Source organism: Rhizomicrobium palustre (assembly GCF_011761565.1).
In the GTDB taxonomy this organism is placed as follows: Bacteria; Pseudomonadota; Alphaproteobacteria; order Micropepsales; family Micropepsaceae; genus Rhizomicrobium; species Rhizomicrobium palustre.
Genome location: NZ_JAASRM010000001.1, coordinates 1,495,503 through 1,511,710, shown reverse-complemented (window position 1 = coordinate 1,511,710; position 16,208 = coordinate 1,495,503). Strand labels below are relative to the sequence as shown.

The window sequence follows — 16,208 nt, the reverse complement described above, 5'->3', positions numbered from 1 at the left end:
GACGGTACTCCTTACAAAGCTTTACTGGCGTCGGTGCGTTCGATGGCTTCCTCGATGCGCACAGCAACCGAGGCACCAGCCCGACCCATACGACCGCGCAGCAGAGGCACGCCGCGGCAACGCATATCGATTTTGGATTCAGGTGTGGCATTGAGCAGCAGCGTCTCGCCCACCTGCATGTTCATGATCTTGGAAAGCGGCATGATCTGTTCGTCGAGGATGGCATCGATCTCGACGGTGGTGGACCATAGCTCGGTCGCCAAATGGCCTTCCCAGATGGAGTCGCGGCCGAACTTTTCACCCATGAACTGCTGCAACAGCAGTTTGCGGATCGGTTCCAGGGTGGCGTAAGGCAGCAGCAATTCCGTGCGCCCGCCGCGGTCTTCCATGTCGACGCGCAGCTTGACCAGAATGGCGGCGTTGGCCGGGCGCGCGATGGCGGCAAAGCGCGGATTGGTTTCGAGGCGGTCGAGCTGGAAGGTGACCGGCGCCAAAGGTTCGAAGGCCTGCACCATGTCCTGCAGGATCACTTCGATCATGCGTTGCACCAGGGTGCGCTCGATGGTGGTGTAGGGGCGTCCTTCGATGCGCATCGCCGAGGAGCCACGGCGTCCGCCCAAAAGCACGTCCACGATAGAATAGATGAGGTTCGAATCGACGGTGAAGAGGCCGTAATTGTCGAGCTGTTCGGCGTGGAACACCGCCAGAATGGCGGGCAGCGGGATCGAATTGAGGTAATCGCCGAAACGGATCGAGGTGATGTTGTCCAGGCTGACTTCGACGTTATCGGAGGTGAAATTGCGCAAGGATGTCGTCATCAACCGCACCAGGCGATCGAAGACGATTTCCAACATCGGCAGACGTTCGTAGGACACCAAGGTCGAGTTGATGATCGCGCGGACGCCGGATTTATCCTGGATGGGATCAACGCCGATGTCGAAGCCGAGCAGGCTGTCGATTTCATCCTGGTTGAGAATGCGCTCGGCAGGTGCCGATGTCGCGCCTGGGGCGTCCAGATCAGGCAGCATCGTCGAAGCCGCCGCCGCTGCGAATGCGGCGTCGATATCGGCTTGGGTTGCCATAGGGTTTTCGTCGGCCATAGAACGCAACTATCCTATTGGATGATCATTTCTTTGAGCAGCACATCGCGGACGTGATAGGGCGCCGCCGCAACATTGGCCCGGCGCAAGAGCTCTTCCTTCACTCGCATGATTCCAGCCGAGCCTTTGAGATCGTCGGGGCGAAGTTCGCGCAGATAACCCTGGAACTGATCGACCACGCGCGGCATCAACGGTTGCACGCCGTTTTTGTCTTCGGCAGTGGCGAGCTCGAGCGAGACCGAGAGCTTCAGATAAACCGGATTTCCGTCCGCACCCTGAATATTCACGATCAGATCGGGAATATCGAAATAGGTCGGCGGCGGTGGCGGGGGCTCCTCGGCCTTGGCGGGCTTTTCGGCGGGGGCAAGCACTAAGAAGTAGAGACCTGCGCCGCCACCGCCCAGAAGCAAGAGCAGGGCTGCCACGACAATGATCAGCATCTTCTTGTTGCCAAGCAGTTTCTTAACGAAACCTTTCTTTTCGGTTTCGGCTGGGTTTTGGCCGTCTTGGCCTTCGCCATCTGCTGTATCGGTGTTGGCCATGCGCCTTCCGCCATTGAAGCAGAGCCGACGTTAGGCGGACGTGGTTAAGGAGTGGTTCAAAAATAGGGGCTCGGCAGACTTCTCTCGGCAGTAATTGCCGAGATGGACGTTTTGCGCCGGGGGTGAGGCCCGGAAATCCAGGATTTTGCCCTGGCACGGGCTGTGCAGACCTTCTGGCCAGGAAGAGGACCAGAAAGGGACCCCCGCTCCGTGGATAATACGTCGCTCCTATCCCTATCGTACCAGTTGGCGGCTTTCCGCTCGATAGACGTGATCGCGAATAACATCGCGAACGTGAACACCCCCGGCTACAAGCGCGAAAGCGTGAAGTTCGAGCAGGTTCTGCAGCAGATGAAGCCCGCCGAAGGCCAAAAAGGGCCCCAGACGGTGTCTTTTGTCCGCGATGCCGGCCTTTTGCGCGATATTTCGGGCGGACGGATCGAATCCACCGGCGCGCCCTTTGACCTCGCCATCAACGGCCCGGGCTATTTCGCCATCCAGACGGCCCAAGGCGAGCGCTATACCCGCAACGGCCATTTCACCCTCAATGCCGATGGCACGGTGGTGACCGAGAGCGGCGACCAGCTCATGGGAGATGGCGGCGCCATCACCATCGCTCCCGATGACGGCGACATTACCTTCGGGGCCGACGGCACCATCACCGGCAAGCAAGGCCAGATCGGCAAGCTGCGCCTGGTCGATTTCGCCGATCCGCGCGCCCTCTCCAAGGAAGGCGACAGCCTTTATTCCACCACCCAACAGGCCAATGCGGCTCCTAACGCTGTGATAGCCCAGGGCATGCTGGAGGGCTCCAACGTGCAGCCCGTAATCGAAATATCGCGCATGATTGAAGTGATGCGCTCCTATGAAGCCACTGCCTCCCTCGAAAAGGGCCATTCGGACATGCAGCGCCAAGCGATCCAAAAGCTGGCTGCTGTACAGTAAGGAGTAAAGTTGATGCGTGCCCTTTCGATTGCTTCCACCGGCATGTTGGCCCAGCAGACCAACGTCGAAGTCATCGCGAACAACCTCGCGAACATGAACACCACGGGCTACAAGGCCCAGCGGGCAGCCTTCCAGGACCTGCTCTATCAGAACATCCAGCAAGCCGGCGCTCAGACCTCCGACACCGGGACGTTGCTCGCCTCGGGCATTCAGCTTGGCGCGGGCGTGCGCACCGCCGCGATCTACCGCATGACCAAGCCGGGCGACATCAAGAACACCTCGAACCCCTACGATGTGGCGATCAATGGCGCGGGTTATTTCCGCGTCCAGATGCCGGATGGCACCGACGCCTTCTCCCGTGATGGCAATTTCCAGCTTTCCTCCGCTGGTCAGCTCGTGACGCAGCAGGGCTATACGGTCCAGCCGGGCATCTCGATGCCGCCGACCGCGACCGCGGTGACGATCACCCCCGCTGGCCTGGTGCAGGCGACGATTCCCGGGCAGGTCGCGCTGCAGACCGTCGGACAGCTCGAACTCACCCGCTTTCCCAATGAAGCTGGCCTGAGGGCGATGGGTGACAATCTTTATGCTGAAACCTCGTCCTCGGGTGCGCCGCAATCGGGCGTGCCGGGCTCAACAGGCTACGGCACCATCCAGCAGTACTTCCTGGAAACCTCGAATGTGGATGCGGTGAGCGAAGTCACCTCGCTGATTTCCGCCCAGCGCGCCTATGAGATGAATTCCAAGGTGATCTCCACCGCCGACCAGATGCTGGCCCAAACCGCCAAGCTTGGAGGTTAATGATGATCCGCCGCTCTCTCATTCTCGCCGCCGCCCTGATCGGCCTCGCCGTAACCGTCTCCGCGCCCGCCGCGGCCGGGGTGCGCGTGGTGGTGCCGACCCACGATATCGCCCGCGGCACGGTGCTGACCGATTCGGACCTGACCTATACGACCGTCGCCACCACCGTCATGGGCGGGGTTGCCACCTCCTCTTCCGAGGTGGTCGGGCTCGAAACCCGCCGCACCTTGCGCGCAGGCGAAACCCTGCGGGTTCAGGATGTGCGCCGCCCTGTTCTCGTCGCCCGCGGCTCCATGGTGACCATGAGCTTCGAAGCCCCCGGGATCGCCCTTACCGCCACCGGCCGCGCGATCACCGAAGGCGGTCTCGGCGACACCGTGACCATCCAGAACCAAGCCTCGTTCCGCCAGATCAGCGGTGTTGTCGTGGGTCCGGGTCAGGTCCGCGCCGAATCGACCTCCGCCCGCTTCGCCAGCGCCACCCCGTAAACAGAAGAGACGCGCCATGAACTTCCGTCCTGTCCTCGCTCTCTCTATCGCCGCCCTTTTTCTCTCGGCCTGCTCTTCCTATGACCGGCTCGATGATCTTGCCCATGGCGGTCCCCGGCTCGCCTCCATGACCAATGGTGCGCCGCAGGTCTCCGTACCCATGCCGCAGCCGCCCGCAGAACCGCGTGGCCGCGAATCTTTGTGGCAGCCGGGCGCCCGCAGCTTCTTTCATGATCCGCGCGCCAGCCGGGTGGGCGACATCATCACGGTGAACGTGGCTGTGGCCGACACCGCCAAGCTCTCCAACCAGACCAGCCGCTCGCGCACCAACTCCGATAACGCGAGCCTCGGTAACTTTTTCGGCCTTGAGAAGAATCCCGTGGTGGCGGCGGCAGGCGGCGGCGGCAAGCTCGTGAATATGGGCTCCGATACCTCGAATGCGGGCGCAGGCACGGTGGCGCGTTCTGAAACCATCAACATGACGCTGGCCGCGCTGGTCACCCAGGTCCTGCCCAACGGCAATATGGTGATCGCCGGCCATCAGCAGATGAAGGTGAATGGCGAGCTGCGCGATTTGACGGTGACCGGCATTGTCCGGACCGAAGACATCACCAGCTCGAACACCATCGATCTCACCCAGATCGCTGAGGCCCGAATCAATTACGGCGGCCGCGGAACGGTCAGCGATATGCAGCAGCCGCGTCTGGGCAGCCAGCTCTACGATATCCTGATGCCCTGGTAAGGCGTCGAACCATCAGACTGTAGCAAAAAGGCCTGTCCGGTTTCGGTCAGGCCTTTTTCACATCAATCGTCGCGATAGACCTTTTCGCGGCGCTCATGGCGCTCCTGCGCTTCGATCGACAAGGTCGCGATCGGCCGGGCGTCGAGGCGTTTCAGCGAGATAGGTTCGCCGGTGTCCTCGCAGAACCCATAGGTCCCGTCCTCGATTCGCCGCAAGGCGGCGTCGATCTTGGCGATCAGCTTGCGCTGGCGATCGCGTGTGCGCAGCTCCAATTGCCGCTCGGCTTCTGTCGAAGCGCGATCCGCAAGATCAGCATGAGGCACGGTTTCGGATTGGAGATTCTGTATGGTTTCGCGGCTTTCGCGAAGAATCTCGTCTTTCCAATTGAGAAGCTTGCGCCGAAAATATTCGCGCTGCATCTCATTCATAAAGGGTTCGCTTTCCGACGGCTTGTAGCCGGGCGGAAGTTGGGTACCCATGAACGCTCCTTCGAAGGTGTCGCTCGTCGCGCGCCTTATAGCGACAGTGGGGACGCGCATCAATGAAGATCGATGGACGTTGTTAAGAACAAAAAGGGCGAGCTTGCAGCGGCCGCCTGTCCTTTAGGCAGCCATTGGTTAGGGGGCGAGGAGTTGCGCCGTTCTTTGTCCCCCGGTCATCCTGGGCCGGGTGAGAAGCGGCATTTTGCCCTGATTTGGCCGCTTTTGCCGCCCGCCTGGGGATGGATTACGTCCCGGCCAGAAAAGACAAAAAACGGGGTGGACAGGGGGGAAGTGATGGCCTATATCCCGCCACCCTTCGAGGCGTCGCGGGGTGGAGCAGCCCGGTAGCTCGTCAGGCTCATAACCTGAAGGTCATAGGTTCAAATCCTATCCCCGCAACCAGCCTCGAATGATCCCCCCTGGCAATTTCCTGCCATTGGGGGGCTCCTGTCCCGAAAATTGCGTATATTCAATTTGGTTGCCGACCGGACACATATATATGTCCGGCCCAAACCCTCTGGATATTTTGTCCGGTTAGGGCGGGCCCTCGAAGCTGGTCGCACAGAACATGTCCAACAAACCGATTTTCTTTGACGAAACCGGGCGGCGCGCGGCGCGGCTTTCCATGCTGGGCTGGGCCGGAGCGATCATCTCGACGGTGCTCGGTATCGCCTTTCTGGCCAGCATCATTGTCACCCAAGAAGCGACCTCGCCGGATTTGCGCGTCAAGCGCACACCCAATAACGCGCTGGTGCATCGCGCCGTTGCCCCCTCCTTGTTGAAATCGGAAGCCCAGCTCTCTGCCGAGGCCAGGCGGCGTGCCGCGCTGGCAAAGGGGTGGAAGGCCAAGCTGGCGCATCAGAAAATTCCCGAGCGTGACCTCGCGGCGGCGTTGCGCCCCCGGGCTGATCGTCCCCTGACCCTCGGCTTCTATACCTCCTGGGATGACGACGACATTGCCTATCCCGCTTTGAAGCGGGCGCTGCCCAAGCTTGATTGGTTCTTGCCCTGCTGGCTGTCGCTGGAAGGCCCGGACCACTCGCTCAGGGTCAAGGAAGACCACGAAGCCAAGAAGCTCTTGCGCACTAATGCGCCCTCCGTGCCGATCCTTCCGGTGCTGTGGAACTTCACGGATAATGGCTGGGATGGCCAAGGGCTGGCGCGCATGCTGGCCGATCCAAATCGCCGCGCGGCGCTGGAAAAGAGCCTGGTCGACTACATCAAGGCCAATAAATATCAGGGACTGGTACTCGATTTCGAGGAAGTGCCGCCGGCCTCCCACAACGATCTCGAAAAGTTTCTGCAGGAACTCAATGCGCTGTTCCGGCCGAATGGTTGGGTGCTTGCCCAATGCGCTCAATATGATGATGACAAATGGCCCTTCGCGCGGTTCGCCAAATCGCTCGATTACACCATTCTCATGGCGTACGACGAGCATGACGAGACCGGGTCTGCCGGATCGATCGCCGGTGAGCCTTGGTTCGAAGAAAATCTCGACAAGCGTATCAAGGAACTGCCGCCGAGCCGCACCATCGTCGCTTTGGGCAGCTATGGCTATGATTGGCACGGCGGTCCCTCGGCCACGGATCTGACTTTTCAGAATGCCGTCGTCGCGGCCAAGGACTCCAACGCTCGGGTCGATTTCGACCCCGATACCAACAACCCGCATTTTTCCTATATCGAAGACGGCAATGTGAAGCACGACGTCTGGTTTCTCGACGGCGTGACAGTCTTCAATCAGGTCCATGCCGCCGACGTCTATCAGCCCGCTGGCTATGCCTTGTGGCGCATCGGTAGCGAAGACCCGACGGTTTGGTCCGTGCTCGGACGGCGTTATGGTTCGCCCGCCCCGGCAGCGCTGCGCCATATTCCGACCAGTGAGGATGTGGATTTCGAAGGCCGTGGTGAAATCCTGCGCGTGATTGCGTCACCTGCTGAAGGCTCGCGAACCTTCGACACCGATCCGCAGACGGGCGATATCAACGACGAAACCTACACCGCCCTGCCGACCAGCTTTGTCATCCGCCGTGTCGGCGCGGTGCCGATGACTTTGGCGCTGACCTTCGATGATGGTCCGGACCCCGCCTATACCCCGGCCATTCTCAACATCCTGAAAGAGAAGAAGGTCAAGGCGACCTTCTTCATCATCGGCGCCAATGCGGAAGCCCATCCGGGATTGCTACAGCGCATTCTCGATGAAGGCCACGAGATCGGCAATCACACCTTCACCCATCCCAACCTCGCCGAAACTGCTCCCGAAGCCGACAAGCTCGAATACAACGCCACCCAGCGATTGGTCGAAGCGCTCACGGGCCGCCGCATGGTTCTGTTCCGCCCCCCTTATCTCGGCGACGCCGAACCGGTGAACAAGGATGAAATCATTCCGGTGCAGATCGCCCAGGACCAAGGGTTGATCACTGTGGGTGTGCATGTCGATCCCTTCGATTGGCAGCAGCCTCCGATAGCGGAAATGCGCCAGCGCGTTTTCAAGGCGGTATCCGACCCTGATCTGGATACGCGCGGCAACATCATTCTGCTGCACGATTCCGGGGGCCCGCGCGAGCGTACGGTCGAGATGCTGCCCGGCCTGATCGATGATCTTCGGGCCAAGGGCTACCGCTTTGTACCGGTGTCGGAACTTGCTGGCCTCACGCGCGAACAGGCGATGCCGCGTATTGCGCCCAGCCTCACGCTCTATGCCAACCGGGTGGTGTTCCTCACCTTCTCCTGGATTTCGAGCGTTCTCTACTACTGCTTCATCGTCGCCATTTTCCTGGGTATCGGGCGGCTTCTGGTGTTGTGCGGCTTGTCCATGTGGGATTACTGGCGCGCCCGCCGTCAGGATGATCCGCCCCCGCCGGAAAATCATCTGCCGGTGACGGTGCTGATCCCGGCCTATAACGAAGAGAAGGTTATTGCCGCGACGGTGCATCGTATTCTGGCCAGTGATTATCAGGACCTTGAGATCCTGGTCATCGATGACGGCTCGCAGGATGGCACTGCCGAGGTCGTGCGCCAGGAATTCGGGGACACGCCCAATGTCACGCTGATCTCCGTTCCCAATGGCGGCAAGGCGCGCGCTCTCAACTTTGGCATCGAGAAGGCCAAGGGCGAAGTGATCGTGGCGCTCGACGCGGACACCCAGTTCGACCGCGATACGATTTCGCGGCTGGTGCGCTGGTTCTCCGATCCCGAGATCGGTCCGACGCTCGGTGCTGTGGCGGGCAATGCCAAGGTGGGCAATCGCTTCAACATGATCACCCGCTGGCAGGCTCTCGAATATGTCGTGGCGCAAAACCTGGAACGGCGCGCGCTCGCGGCGCTGGGCACGCTCACGGTCATTCCTGGCGCGGTCGGCGCCTGGCGCAAGGAAGCGCTGATCAAGGTCGGCGGCTATCCCACCGATACGCTGGCAGAGGATCAGGATCTCACCATTGGCCTGCAGCGCGCGGGTTATACGGTGCGTTTCGATTCCTCGGCCATCGCTTGGACCGAAGCGCCCACCACCTTCCGTACCCTGGCCAAGCAGCGTTTCCGCTGGGCCTTCGGCACCCTGCAATGCCTCTGGAAATATCGCGAGATGACCTTCTCGCAGCGCTACGGCTTCTTAGGCACCGTGGCCTTGCCGCAGGTCTGGCTGTTTCAGATTCTGCTCACGGCGCTCGCGCCGGTGGCCGATCTCATGCTGGTCTGGCAGCTCATCACCCAATGGGTGGCGTATGTGCAGCACGGCTCGGAATACACCAACAACAACCTCATCACTGTCGGCATTTATTATGTCGTGTTCATGGTGGTGGATTTGGCGGCTGCGGTGTTCGGCTTCCTGATGGAGCGGCGGGAGAATTGGAGCCTTCTGTGGTGGTTGATGCTGCAGCGCTTCGGCTATCGCCAGCTCATGTATTACGTGGTGATGCGCTCGATCTGGACGGCGCTGCGCGGCGTGGTGGTGGGCTGGGGCAAGCTCGAACGCACCGGCACGGTGAAGACCAAATCGGCTTAACGACGGTTTGGTCAAGGCTGGACTGGTCTCGGACTTATTTCGGTACGTAGAAGGTGCCGTACCAATCGCTGTGGTGGATGCGATAAGATCGCTCCATCGCATCGTGCACCGCTTCGCCCAGGGAATAGGGCGAGTCGGGGTCGAACTGGATCACGGCGTAATGTTTGGCCTCGACCAGCGCGGCGATTTCGGCATCGCTGCGCACGCCGGTATCGAATTGCTGGCCGACATTGAAGAAGTCGACCGCAGGCGGTTTTCCCGCCCAATAACAGAAAGACAGCATTTCGCAGAGGCCGGGCCCCTTCTGTGCCTTCATGAAGGCAATGTCGCCCGAAGCGATGGCGCTTTCCGCCCGAAAGGGATGAAGCTGAAGATTGGCCACTTTCCAATCGTCATTGCGCGCGGCGAAAAAGAGGAAGGGCAGCACATAGGCCGCCGATGCGATCGCTTTGCGCCAGCCGGGCAGATAGCTGATCAGCAGGCCGCCTGAAAGCCCCAATGCGATGTCGGCTTCGAACATGGCATTGGCATCCACGCCTGCCCCGCCGAGAAAAGCGAGGCCCAGCGCGATGGATGTGATCGCATAACCGATGCAGAAGACGACATAGGGTTTGCGGTAAAACCGTCCAGCCAGCAATACAAAGCCCAGCAGCGGTCCGGCCATGGCGGTCAGCCAGGCGCCACCCATCTCGAATAGCTGCTCGGTGGAATACATCCGCGCCGTGGCGACCACGGACAAAAGACTGACGCCATAAAGGAGGTGAAACAGCCCCAGCCCCATCGATAGAAAGGCGATGCCAAAACCCAAGAAATACCCGGCCGCTTTGCGGTCGACATAAAGAAGCCAGAGGAAGGCGGTGGCGGGCAAGGCGATGATGTTGTGCTTGACGAAAATACTCGCCACGAACAGTACGGCCGAAAGGGCCAGCCTCTGCCGGGTGCGCGGGCGCGCCAAAAGCACCCAGAGACCGCCTAGCGCCACCGCATGGGCGAGCATTTGCGGATCGTCCATCCCGGCGTAATCGCTGAAAAGGATCAGCACCGTCAGAAACAGGAGGCTAGGCAGCAGCGCCGCGTCGCGTCGCGCTCCCATGTGCCGCGCTATCGCCCGAAGTGCTACCAGGATAAAGCCGAGCGCCAGGAAGGACACAATGCGTCCGGCGAAAATGTAATCGCCGATCAGCTTGCCCGCCGCCCCCACCACATAGAAGGACAGCGGCGGATAATTATTGACGATATAGGCGTGCGCGGGTGGATAGAGTGCGCCTCCACGCATCAGCGCGGCGGTGTGATAGGCGTTCCAGCCCTCATTGGGGTCCAGCGGAACCGCTAAGGTCAGCCCGGCGATGACTCGCCAGAGCCCAATCGCAGAGAGAAGGCAAAGGCCGAGAAGACAAAGCCTTGTGGCGACCCTTGGGTTCATGGCGCGGCGCAGATTCCTGTCGGATGGATCTTATAGAGCGAGAAGAAGCTGCCCGAATGCACAAGCTGCAGGAAGGCAGGCACATCGGCCTGCTGGCCGCCGCCATGCACGATCACCGCATAATCGAAGCGGCACTGGAAATATTTGAGGTAGGGGAAAACCTCTTTGATATCGGGATCGGCATCTTCGCGGCCCAGCGACAGGTTGGTCAGCTCGGTGGCATCGGGTGGTGAGCCTTGCTGCGCGGTGGCGGCGGCGATCTGATCGTAAGGCCGCTTTAGCTGTACGATATGCTGGCCTTTGGTGGTGAACATCAAGGGCGTGAAGGCGCCGCGGTCCACGATGGCGAACTCCGCCATATGCCAATAGGGCTGGTCGGAGATGTCGCTCAAGGCATCTCCATCGAGCACGGTGAAGAGCTTGGAGCCCGGCGGCATTACGCGGGTCGCGGCGCGAAATTCCTGGAATTGCTTATCGTGGCTCCGCCAATCGGTGGTCAATGTCGCCGCGTTGATGCCTGCGATTAGCACCACCAGCGCCCCAAATCCCATGGCGATGCGCTTATCGGCGCGCAGTTGCAGGCTCGCGAAAGTGATCACGCCCAGAACTGGCGGCAGGCGCATATCCACGCCCCAGCCGCCCAGTGCCCATTCCGGGGCGACCAGCGTCAATGCGGCCAGGATCAGGACCGTCAGCTTCATCGCCGGATGGACACGCAGCTTGCCATAGGCGAGCCCGGCCAGGATCAGGATGGAAAGACCGCCGATCACCAGATAGGCCGGATTACCATAAGCCCATTGTGCGGCGCTGCCGAAACGGTCGCCAATCGTATCGCCGTAGTTGAATTCGATAGAGCCGCCTTCGCCACCCGCCGATTTGAAGAACAGCGAGGCGGCCGCGGTTGGCACAAACATGATGGCGATGCGCCAGGCGCGCGGGAAAAGCTTCTTCAGATCGAACTCTCCCGCTTTCAGGATGGCGGTGAGCTCATAGCTGCCGATCAGCAGCACCAGGATGCAGGCGGCAAAGAGGTGGCAGACATAAAGCACGAAAGTGACCAGGGTGAAGGCCACGATCACTTTGGCGGTCAGCTTTTCGCGGAATTTGACCCAAGCGGCGAAGGCGAGGAAGGAAAGCCCTGCCCCGAAGGTGTAATTGAGAAAGCCCCAGGTGAAATTGGCATTGGTGGCGAAAAGCGCGCCCGCCAGAGCCACGGCCCCCACTTTGCCGGTCACGGCGCGATGGATCAGCCCCGCGCCCGTCACCCAGAAGATCACGGTCAGGCTGAGGAAGAGCTTCACTGCGATTTCCAGCGGCAGCACTTGCGCGAAAAGCGGTACCAGAATGTCGGAGGCGAGGTTCGGCAGCAGCCGCCACTCGATGGTGTAGAACTCGGACAGCGGTTTTTGCGCCGCCGCTCCAGCCGTCAGATGAAACCCAGCCAGATGCGCGGGGTAATCCGGCATAGCTGGTGAGGTAACAAGCCAAAGCGGCAGGACCAATAGAAACGCCACCAGCCCAAGGGCGGCCAGCGGCCAATCACGCCTCAAGAAGTCTTGCATCGTGTGCCATATTCCCCTCCGGCAACCCTACCGGACGCGCCCCTCCTAGCACGTCCGGCACAGCTTGGCACAGTGTGACGCGGCCGCTGGCCGCATTCATCTCACACGTGTCTGCGCAAAGGGTTAGGCGTGCACAAGCTCCACTTGGACAACATCCGTCCGGCCGACCTCGAAGGCCGCGGCGCAGATGTTGAGGTAGTACTGCCAGTTCCTTAGAAAGCGGTCGTCATGGCCCATGGCCTTGATCTCGGGGGCCTGGGCGTACATCCGCCGCGACCATTCCCGCAGCGTCTCGGCGTAATCGCGGCCAAAGGCGAAATGATCCACTACTTTTAGTCCGGCACGCTCCGCTTCCTCGCGGAAACGTTGCAGGGAGGGCAGCATCCCGCCAGGGAAGACATAATGGCGGATGAAGTCGCTACGCAGGCGGTAATCGCGAAAAAGCTCATCCTGGATGGTGATGGTCTGCACCACCGCCCGGCCACCCCGTTTCAGGCGCTCGGCCAGAGCTTGGAAATAGCGTGGCCAATATTGCTCGCCCACCGCTTCGAACATCTCGATGGAAACGATGTTGTCGAATACGCCTTTCACCTTGCGGTAATCTTCCAGAAGGATGTCCGCCGCTCCTTTCAGGCGCTCGGTGGCGAAGCGGTGCTGGGAGGGGGAAATCGTCAGACCGGTGACCTTCTGGCCGCGCTGCGCGGCGCGTTCGGCAAATCCGCCCCAGCCGCAGCCGATCTCCAGGATGGATTCGCCGCCTCGGGCCAGCTTGGAGAGGATGCGGTCGTATTTATTGACCTGGGCCTGCTCCAGTCCCGATGCGCCCCCGAAAATAGCCGAGGAATAGGTCATGCTCCTGTCGAGCCAGAGGGCGTAGAAATCATTGCCGACATCGTAATGGGCTTCGATATTGCGCCGGCTGCCGGAAACCGAGTTGCGGCGCAGGAAGCGATCGGAAATCACCAGCGCCATGCGGCTGAAAAAACCGCCATTGGCGTAGTTTTCGAAAGCGTCCATGTTCAAAAGGAAGAACGCGATCAGCGCTTCGATATCATCGGTCTCCCAAGCGCCGTCGACATAATCTTCGCCGAGCGCGATATCGCCGCGCTGCACGATACGCCGGATCACATCCCAGTCTTTGATAGCGAAGCGGGCATCGGGCCCCGCTTCCGGTCCCTTGGCGACGGTCACTGTCCCGTCGGGGGCGATAAAGGTCAGAGAGCCCGCTTTCAGGCGCTCAAGCGCCTCAAGCCAGCGTTTTTCGATGAAAGAATTGAGGATTGAAGACATGGTGACACCCCGCCAGAGAGCCGCGCACGGCTGGATTATACAACGTCATGGCGGCGACAGCAGATCAATTTACCTTGCTTTTGATCCCGCAACGGTTCGGGAAGGATGAAATAAACTGCTGATATAAAATGGTTATTTCGTGTGTTTAGGCTGCGTCTTGGGGCCTCTTGACGGCGGGCTTTGGGAAGATCATCAACCCGCCCCTTAAGGATGTGACCATGACACTCGCCAGTATCGACGCCAAAACCACGCCGCCCGCGGGGCAGGAGACCGTCCTGTCGATGGTCATCCCGACCTATAACGAACGGGGCAATGTCGCCGAATTGATCCGCCGCTTGGATCTCACCCTGGCCGGCATTTCCTGGGAAGCGATCTTCGTGGACGATAATTCGCCGGATGGAACGGCGGATGCGTTGAAGCAGATCGCGCGCACCGACCCGCGCATTCGCTGCTTGCGCCGTGTTGGCCGCCGTGGCCTTGCGGGCGCCTGTATCGAAGGCATGCTCGCCTCCTCGGCCACCTATGTCGCCGTGATGGACGCCGATCTGCAGCATGATGAAACCGTGCTGCCCGCCATGCTCGCGAAATTGCAGTCCGGCCAATATGACCTCGTGGCGGCTACCCGCTACGTCGATGGCGGCGATGCCTCTTCCTTCAGTGCCAGCCGTGGCAAGATTTCCAGGCTCGCCACCAAGATCACGCAGCGCCTTCTCGGTACCGAACTCTCCGATCCGATGAGCGGCTTTTTCATGATGCGCCGCGCGTCTTTTGACGAGATGGTGCCGCGCCTGTCGCCGGTCGGCTTCAAGATTCTGCTCGATATCGCCACCGCCAAAGAGGGCCTGCGCATCGCCGAACAGGCTTACACCTTCGGCACCCGCTTCGATGGCGAGAGCAAGTTCAACATGCAGATCGGCATCGAATTCCTCGGCCTTCTGCTCTCCAAAATGACGAACGGCCATCTTGATCCGCGCTTCATCTTCTTCGCCATTGTCGGCGCCACGGGTATCGCGGTGAATCTCATTATCTTCTACCTCGCGCTACTGCTCTGGCCCGCGGCGAGCTTCGAAGTCGCCAAGGCGGTCGCCACCGGCGTCGCCATGACCTCCAACTTCCTGCTCAACAACTCGCTCACCTATCGCGACCGCCGCCTCAAGGGTTTGGGGCTGGTGCGCGGGTTCATCGGCTTCTGCGTTTTCGGCGCCATTGGCGCCTTCACCGACATCGGTCTTGCCTCTCAGCTCCATCACCAGCATGAAGTATGGTGGGTGGCGGGCCTCGCCGGATCGATTGTGGGTGTGCTGTGGAATTACGCCATGTCGAGCATGTTCATCTGGCGCACGCGGTGAAGTCACCGCTTTTCGCGGGATTGCTTGTTCTTTTCGCGCTCCGGCTTCTGGCCGGGGCGCTTTTGCCATTATCGGCCGACGAAGCCTATTACTGGCTCTGGGCCCGCCATCTGGCGGCAGGCTATTTCGATCATCCTCCCGCCATTGCCTATCTCATCGCGGCAGGCACATCGCTCTTCGGCCAGAGCGAATTTGGCGTGCGGATCGGTGGCATTCTGCTGTCCGCCCTGACCACGGCGCTGGTCTGGGATACCGCCCGCGTTCTGACCGGCGATCAGAAAATCGCAAATTTTGCGGCGCTGGCCTTCAATCTCAGCCTGATGACCACGGTGGAGATGCTGGTCGCCACCCCGGATACGCCGCAAATGGCGACCGCCGCCGCCTTCTTCTGGACCCTGGCGAAGCTCGCCGAAACCGGCAATGGCCGCTGGTGGCTCGCAGTCGGCATCGCGGCGGGGCTGGGCTTGCTCTCCAAATATTCCACTCTCTTCCTCGGCGCTGGCGCGCTGGTCTGGCTGATCGCTTCTCCGCCCATGCGTCGCTGGCTCGCCTCGCCCTGGCCTTATGCGGGTGGGGTCCTCGCGTTTTTGATCTTCACGCCGAACCTTCTCTGGAACGCGCAGCATGGCTGGGCGACTTTCGCCTTTCAGTTTGGCCGCATTGGCGCCCACCAGCTTTCCGCGAAATACATCTTCGAATTCATCGGCGCTGAAGCCCTGCTTGCCACGCCCTTTTTGCTGGCGCTGGGCCTTTTGGCCCTCACCACCACGAATCGGCGCGATAAGGGCTCGGCCTTGATGGCCTCGCTGTTCTGGCCCTCGGTCGCCTATTTCTTCCTGCACGCGCTGCATGACCGGGTGCAGGGCAATTGGCCCTGTTATCTGATCCCGATCCTGTCGGTGGCGGCAGCTAAGGCGTTTTTCCAGCAGAATTGGACCGGGTGGCGGGCGCCGGTCGCCAAATGGTCGGCGCGTCTTGCGCTGCCGGTGGCGGCGGTGCTGGTTTTTATCGGCTATGCCCAGGCCTTACTGGGAGTCATCCCCTTTGGCCGCAAAGACCCCTTGGCCCGTCTTCTCGCGGTCGGCCTGCCGGATGTGGTCCAGAAGCTCGACGCCGTGAAGTCGCAAAACGGGGCCTCGGCGATTATTACCAGCGATTATGCCACCACCGCCTGGCTATCCTTTTACAGCCCGCTCCCCATCATTCATGTCGGGGAAGATTACCGCTGGCTCCAGTCTCAGCCCGCGAGGATCATCGGGCCGGTGCTCTATGTCGCTGAAGACCGCCGCGATTTGCATGACAGGGCTGTCTCCTGTTTCGGCAAGGCTGAACAGCTCCCCACCATCGACCGTCTGCGCAAGGGCGTCGCCATCGCCCATTACGTGGTCTATCGCCTGGACGGCGGGGCAGGGCAGCCCTGCGGCAGAATGCCTTGAGTAGTGAAGCTCAGGGTCCTATTTTGCCGCTCCCTTTTAGAAGCAAAC

Annotated in this window: 13 protein-coding genes and 1 tRNA gene; 8 read left to right on the top strand and 6 right to left on the bottom strand. The window is 60.7% G+C overall.

Annotated features, from left to right (window positions below; genetic code table 11):
- Positions 1-11: 11 nt before the first annotated feature.
- On the bottom strand, positions 12-1,028 hold the full coding sequence (gene fliM / locus FHS83_RS06825) for a flagellar motor switch protein FliM (RefSeq protein WP_425061526.1): 1,017 nt from the start codon (positions 1,026-1,028) through the stop codon (positions 12-14).
- Between the two features lie 86 nt (positions 1,029-1,114).
- Positions 1,115-1,642: a flagellar basal body-associated FliL family protein gene (locus FHS83_RS06820; RefSeq protein WP_167082152.1), complete on the bottom strand. Its 528-nt coding sequence runs from the start codon at positions 1,640-1,642 to the stop codon at positions 1,115-1,117.
- Positions 1,643-1,852: 210 nt separating this feature from the next.
- Between FHS83_RS06820 and flgF the strand changes: the two genes are divergently transcribed.
- The 4 genes from flgF to flgH are packed head-to-tail and all read left to right on the top strand — an operon-like array spanning position 1,853 to position 4,618.
- The gene (flgF, locus tag FHS83_RS06815) at positions 1,853-2,587 is read left to right on the top strand and encodes a flagellar basal-body rod protein FlgF (RefSeq protein WP_167082150.1); all 735 of its coding nucleotides are present in this window, start codon (positions 1,853-1,855) and stop codon (positions 2,585-2,587) included.
- 12 nt (positions 2,588-2,599) lie between these two features.
- The gene (gene flgG, locus FHS83_RS06810) at positions 2,600-3,388 is read left to right on the top strand and encodes a flagellar basal-body rod protein FlgG (RefSeq protein WP_167082148.1); all 789 of its coding nucleotides are present in this window, start codon (positions 2,600-2,602) and stop codon (positions 3,386-3,388) included.
- Positions 3,388-3,876, top strand: a complete 489-nt coding sequence (flgA, locus tag FHS83_RS06805) for a flagellar basal body P-ring formation chaperone FlgA (RefSeq protein WP_167082146.1) — start codon at positions 3,388-3,390, stop codon at positions 3,874-3,876. The genes flgG and flgA overlap by 1 nt, the downstream gene beginning before the upstream one ends.
- Before the next feature lie 16 nt (positions 3,877-3,892).
- Entirely contained in the window at positions 3,893-4,618 is a 726-nt protein-coding gene (flgH, locus tag FHS83_RS06800) for a flagellar basal body L-ring protein FlgH (RefSeq protein WP_167082144.1), read from the top strand.
- Positions 4,619-4,680: 62 nt separating this feature from the next.
- Here the strand turns inward: flgH and dksA are convergent, their stop codons facing one another.
- The gene (gene dksA, locus FHS83_RS06795; RefSeq protein ID WP_167082142.1) at positions 4,681-5,097 is read right to left on the bottom strand and encodes an RNA polymerase-binding protein DksA; all 417 of its coding nucleotides are present in this window, start codon (positions 5,095-5,097) and stop codon (positions 4,681-4,683) included.
- Between the two features lie 328 nt (positions 5,098-5,425).
- Between dksA and FHS83_RS06790 the strand changes: the two genes are divergently transcribed.
- Together FHS83_RS06790 and FHS83_RS06785 are read left to right on the top strand one after the other, a co-directional pair.
- Positions 5,426-5,502: transfer RNA gene (locus FHS83_RS06790), tRNA-Met, on the top strand.
- 166 nt (positions 5,503-5,668) lie between these two features.
- On the top strand, positions 5,669-9,100 hold the full coding sequence (locus FHS83_RS06785; protein ID WP_167082140.1) for a trifunctional glycoside hydrolase family 18/polysaccharide deacetylase/glycosyltransferase family 2 protein: 3,432 nt from the start codon (positions 5,669-5,671) through the stop codon (positions 9,098-9,100).
- 34 nt (positions 9,101-9,134) lie between these two features.
- On the opposite strand, the gene FHS83_RS06780 is transcribed toward FHS83_RS06785, so the two are convergent.
- From FHS83_RS06780 to FHS83_RS06770, 3 genes are all read right to left on the bottom strand, one after another.
- Positions 9,135-10,523: a glycosyltransferase family 39 protein gene (locus FHS83_RS06780; RefSeq protein ID WP_167082138.1), complete on the bottom strand. Its 1,389-nt coding sequence runs from the start codon at positions 10,521-10,523 to the stop codon at positions 9,135-9,137.
- Entirely contained in the window at positions 10,520-12,085 is a 1,566-nt protein-coding gene (locus FHS83_RS06775; RefSeq protein WP_167082136.1) for a hypothetical protein, read from the bottom strand. Before FHS83_RS06775 ends, FHS83_RS06780 begins: the two co-directional genes overlap by 4 nt.
- A 123-nt stretch (positions 12,086-12,208) precedes the next feature.
- Positions 12,209-13,375 carry an SAM-dependent methyltransferase gene (locus FHS83_RS06770; protein ID WP_167082134.1) on the bottom strand — a complete coding sequence of 389 codons (1,167 nt, stop codon included), beginning with the start codon at positions 13,373-13,375 and terminating at the stop codon, positions 12,209-12,211.
- A gap of 218 nt (positions 13,376-13,593) precedes the next feature.
- Here FHS83_RS06770 and FHS83_RS06765 point away from each other — a divergent pair, with 218 nt between their 5' ends.
- Complete coding sequence (locus FHS83_RS06765) at positions 13,594-14,724, top strand: glycosyltransferase family 2 protein (RefSeq protein WP_167082132.1); 1,131 nt, start codon at positions 13,594-13,596, stop codon at positions 14,722-14,724.
- Entirely contained in the window at positions 14,721-16,160 is a 1,440-nt protein-coding gene (locus tag FHS83_RS06760; protein ID WP_167082130.1) for a glycosyltransferase family 39 protein, read from the top strand. The genes FHS83_RS06765 and FHS83_RS06760 overlap by 4 nt, the downstream gene beginning before the upstream one ends.
- Positions 16,161-16,208: the final 48 nt, after the last annotated feature.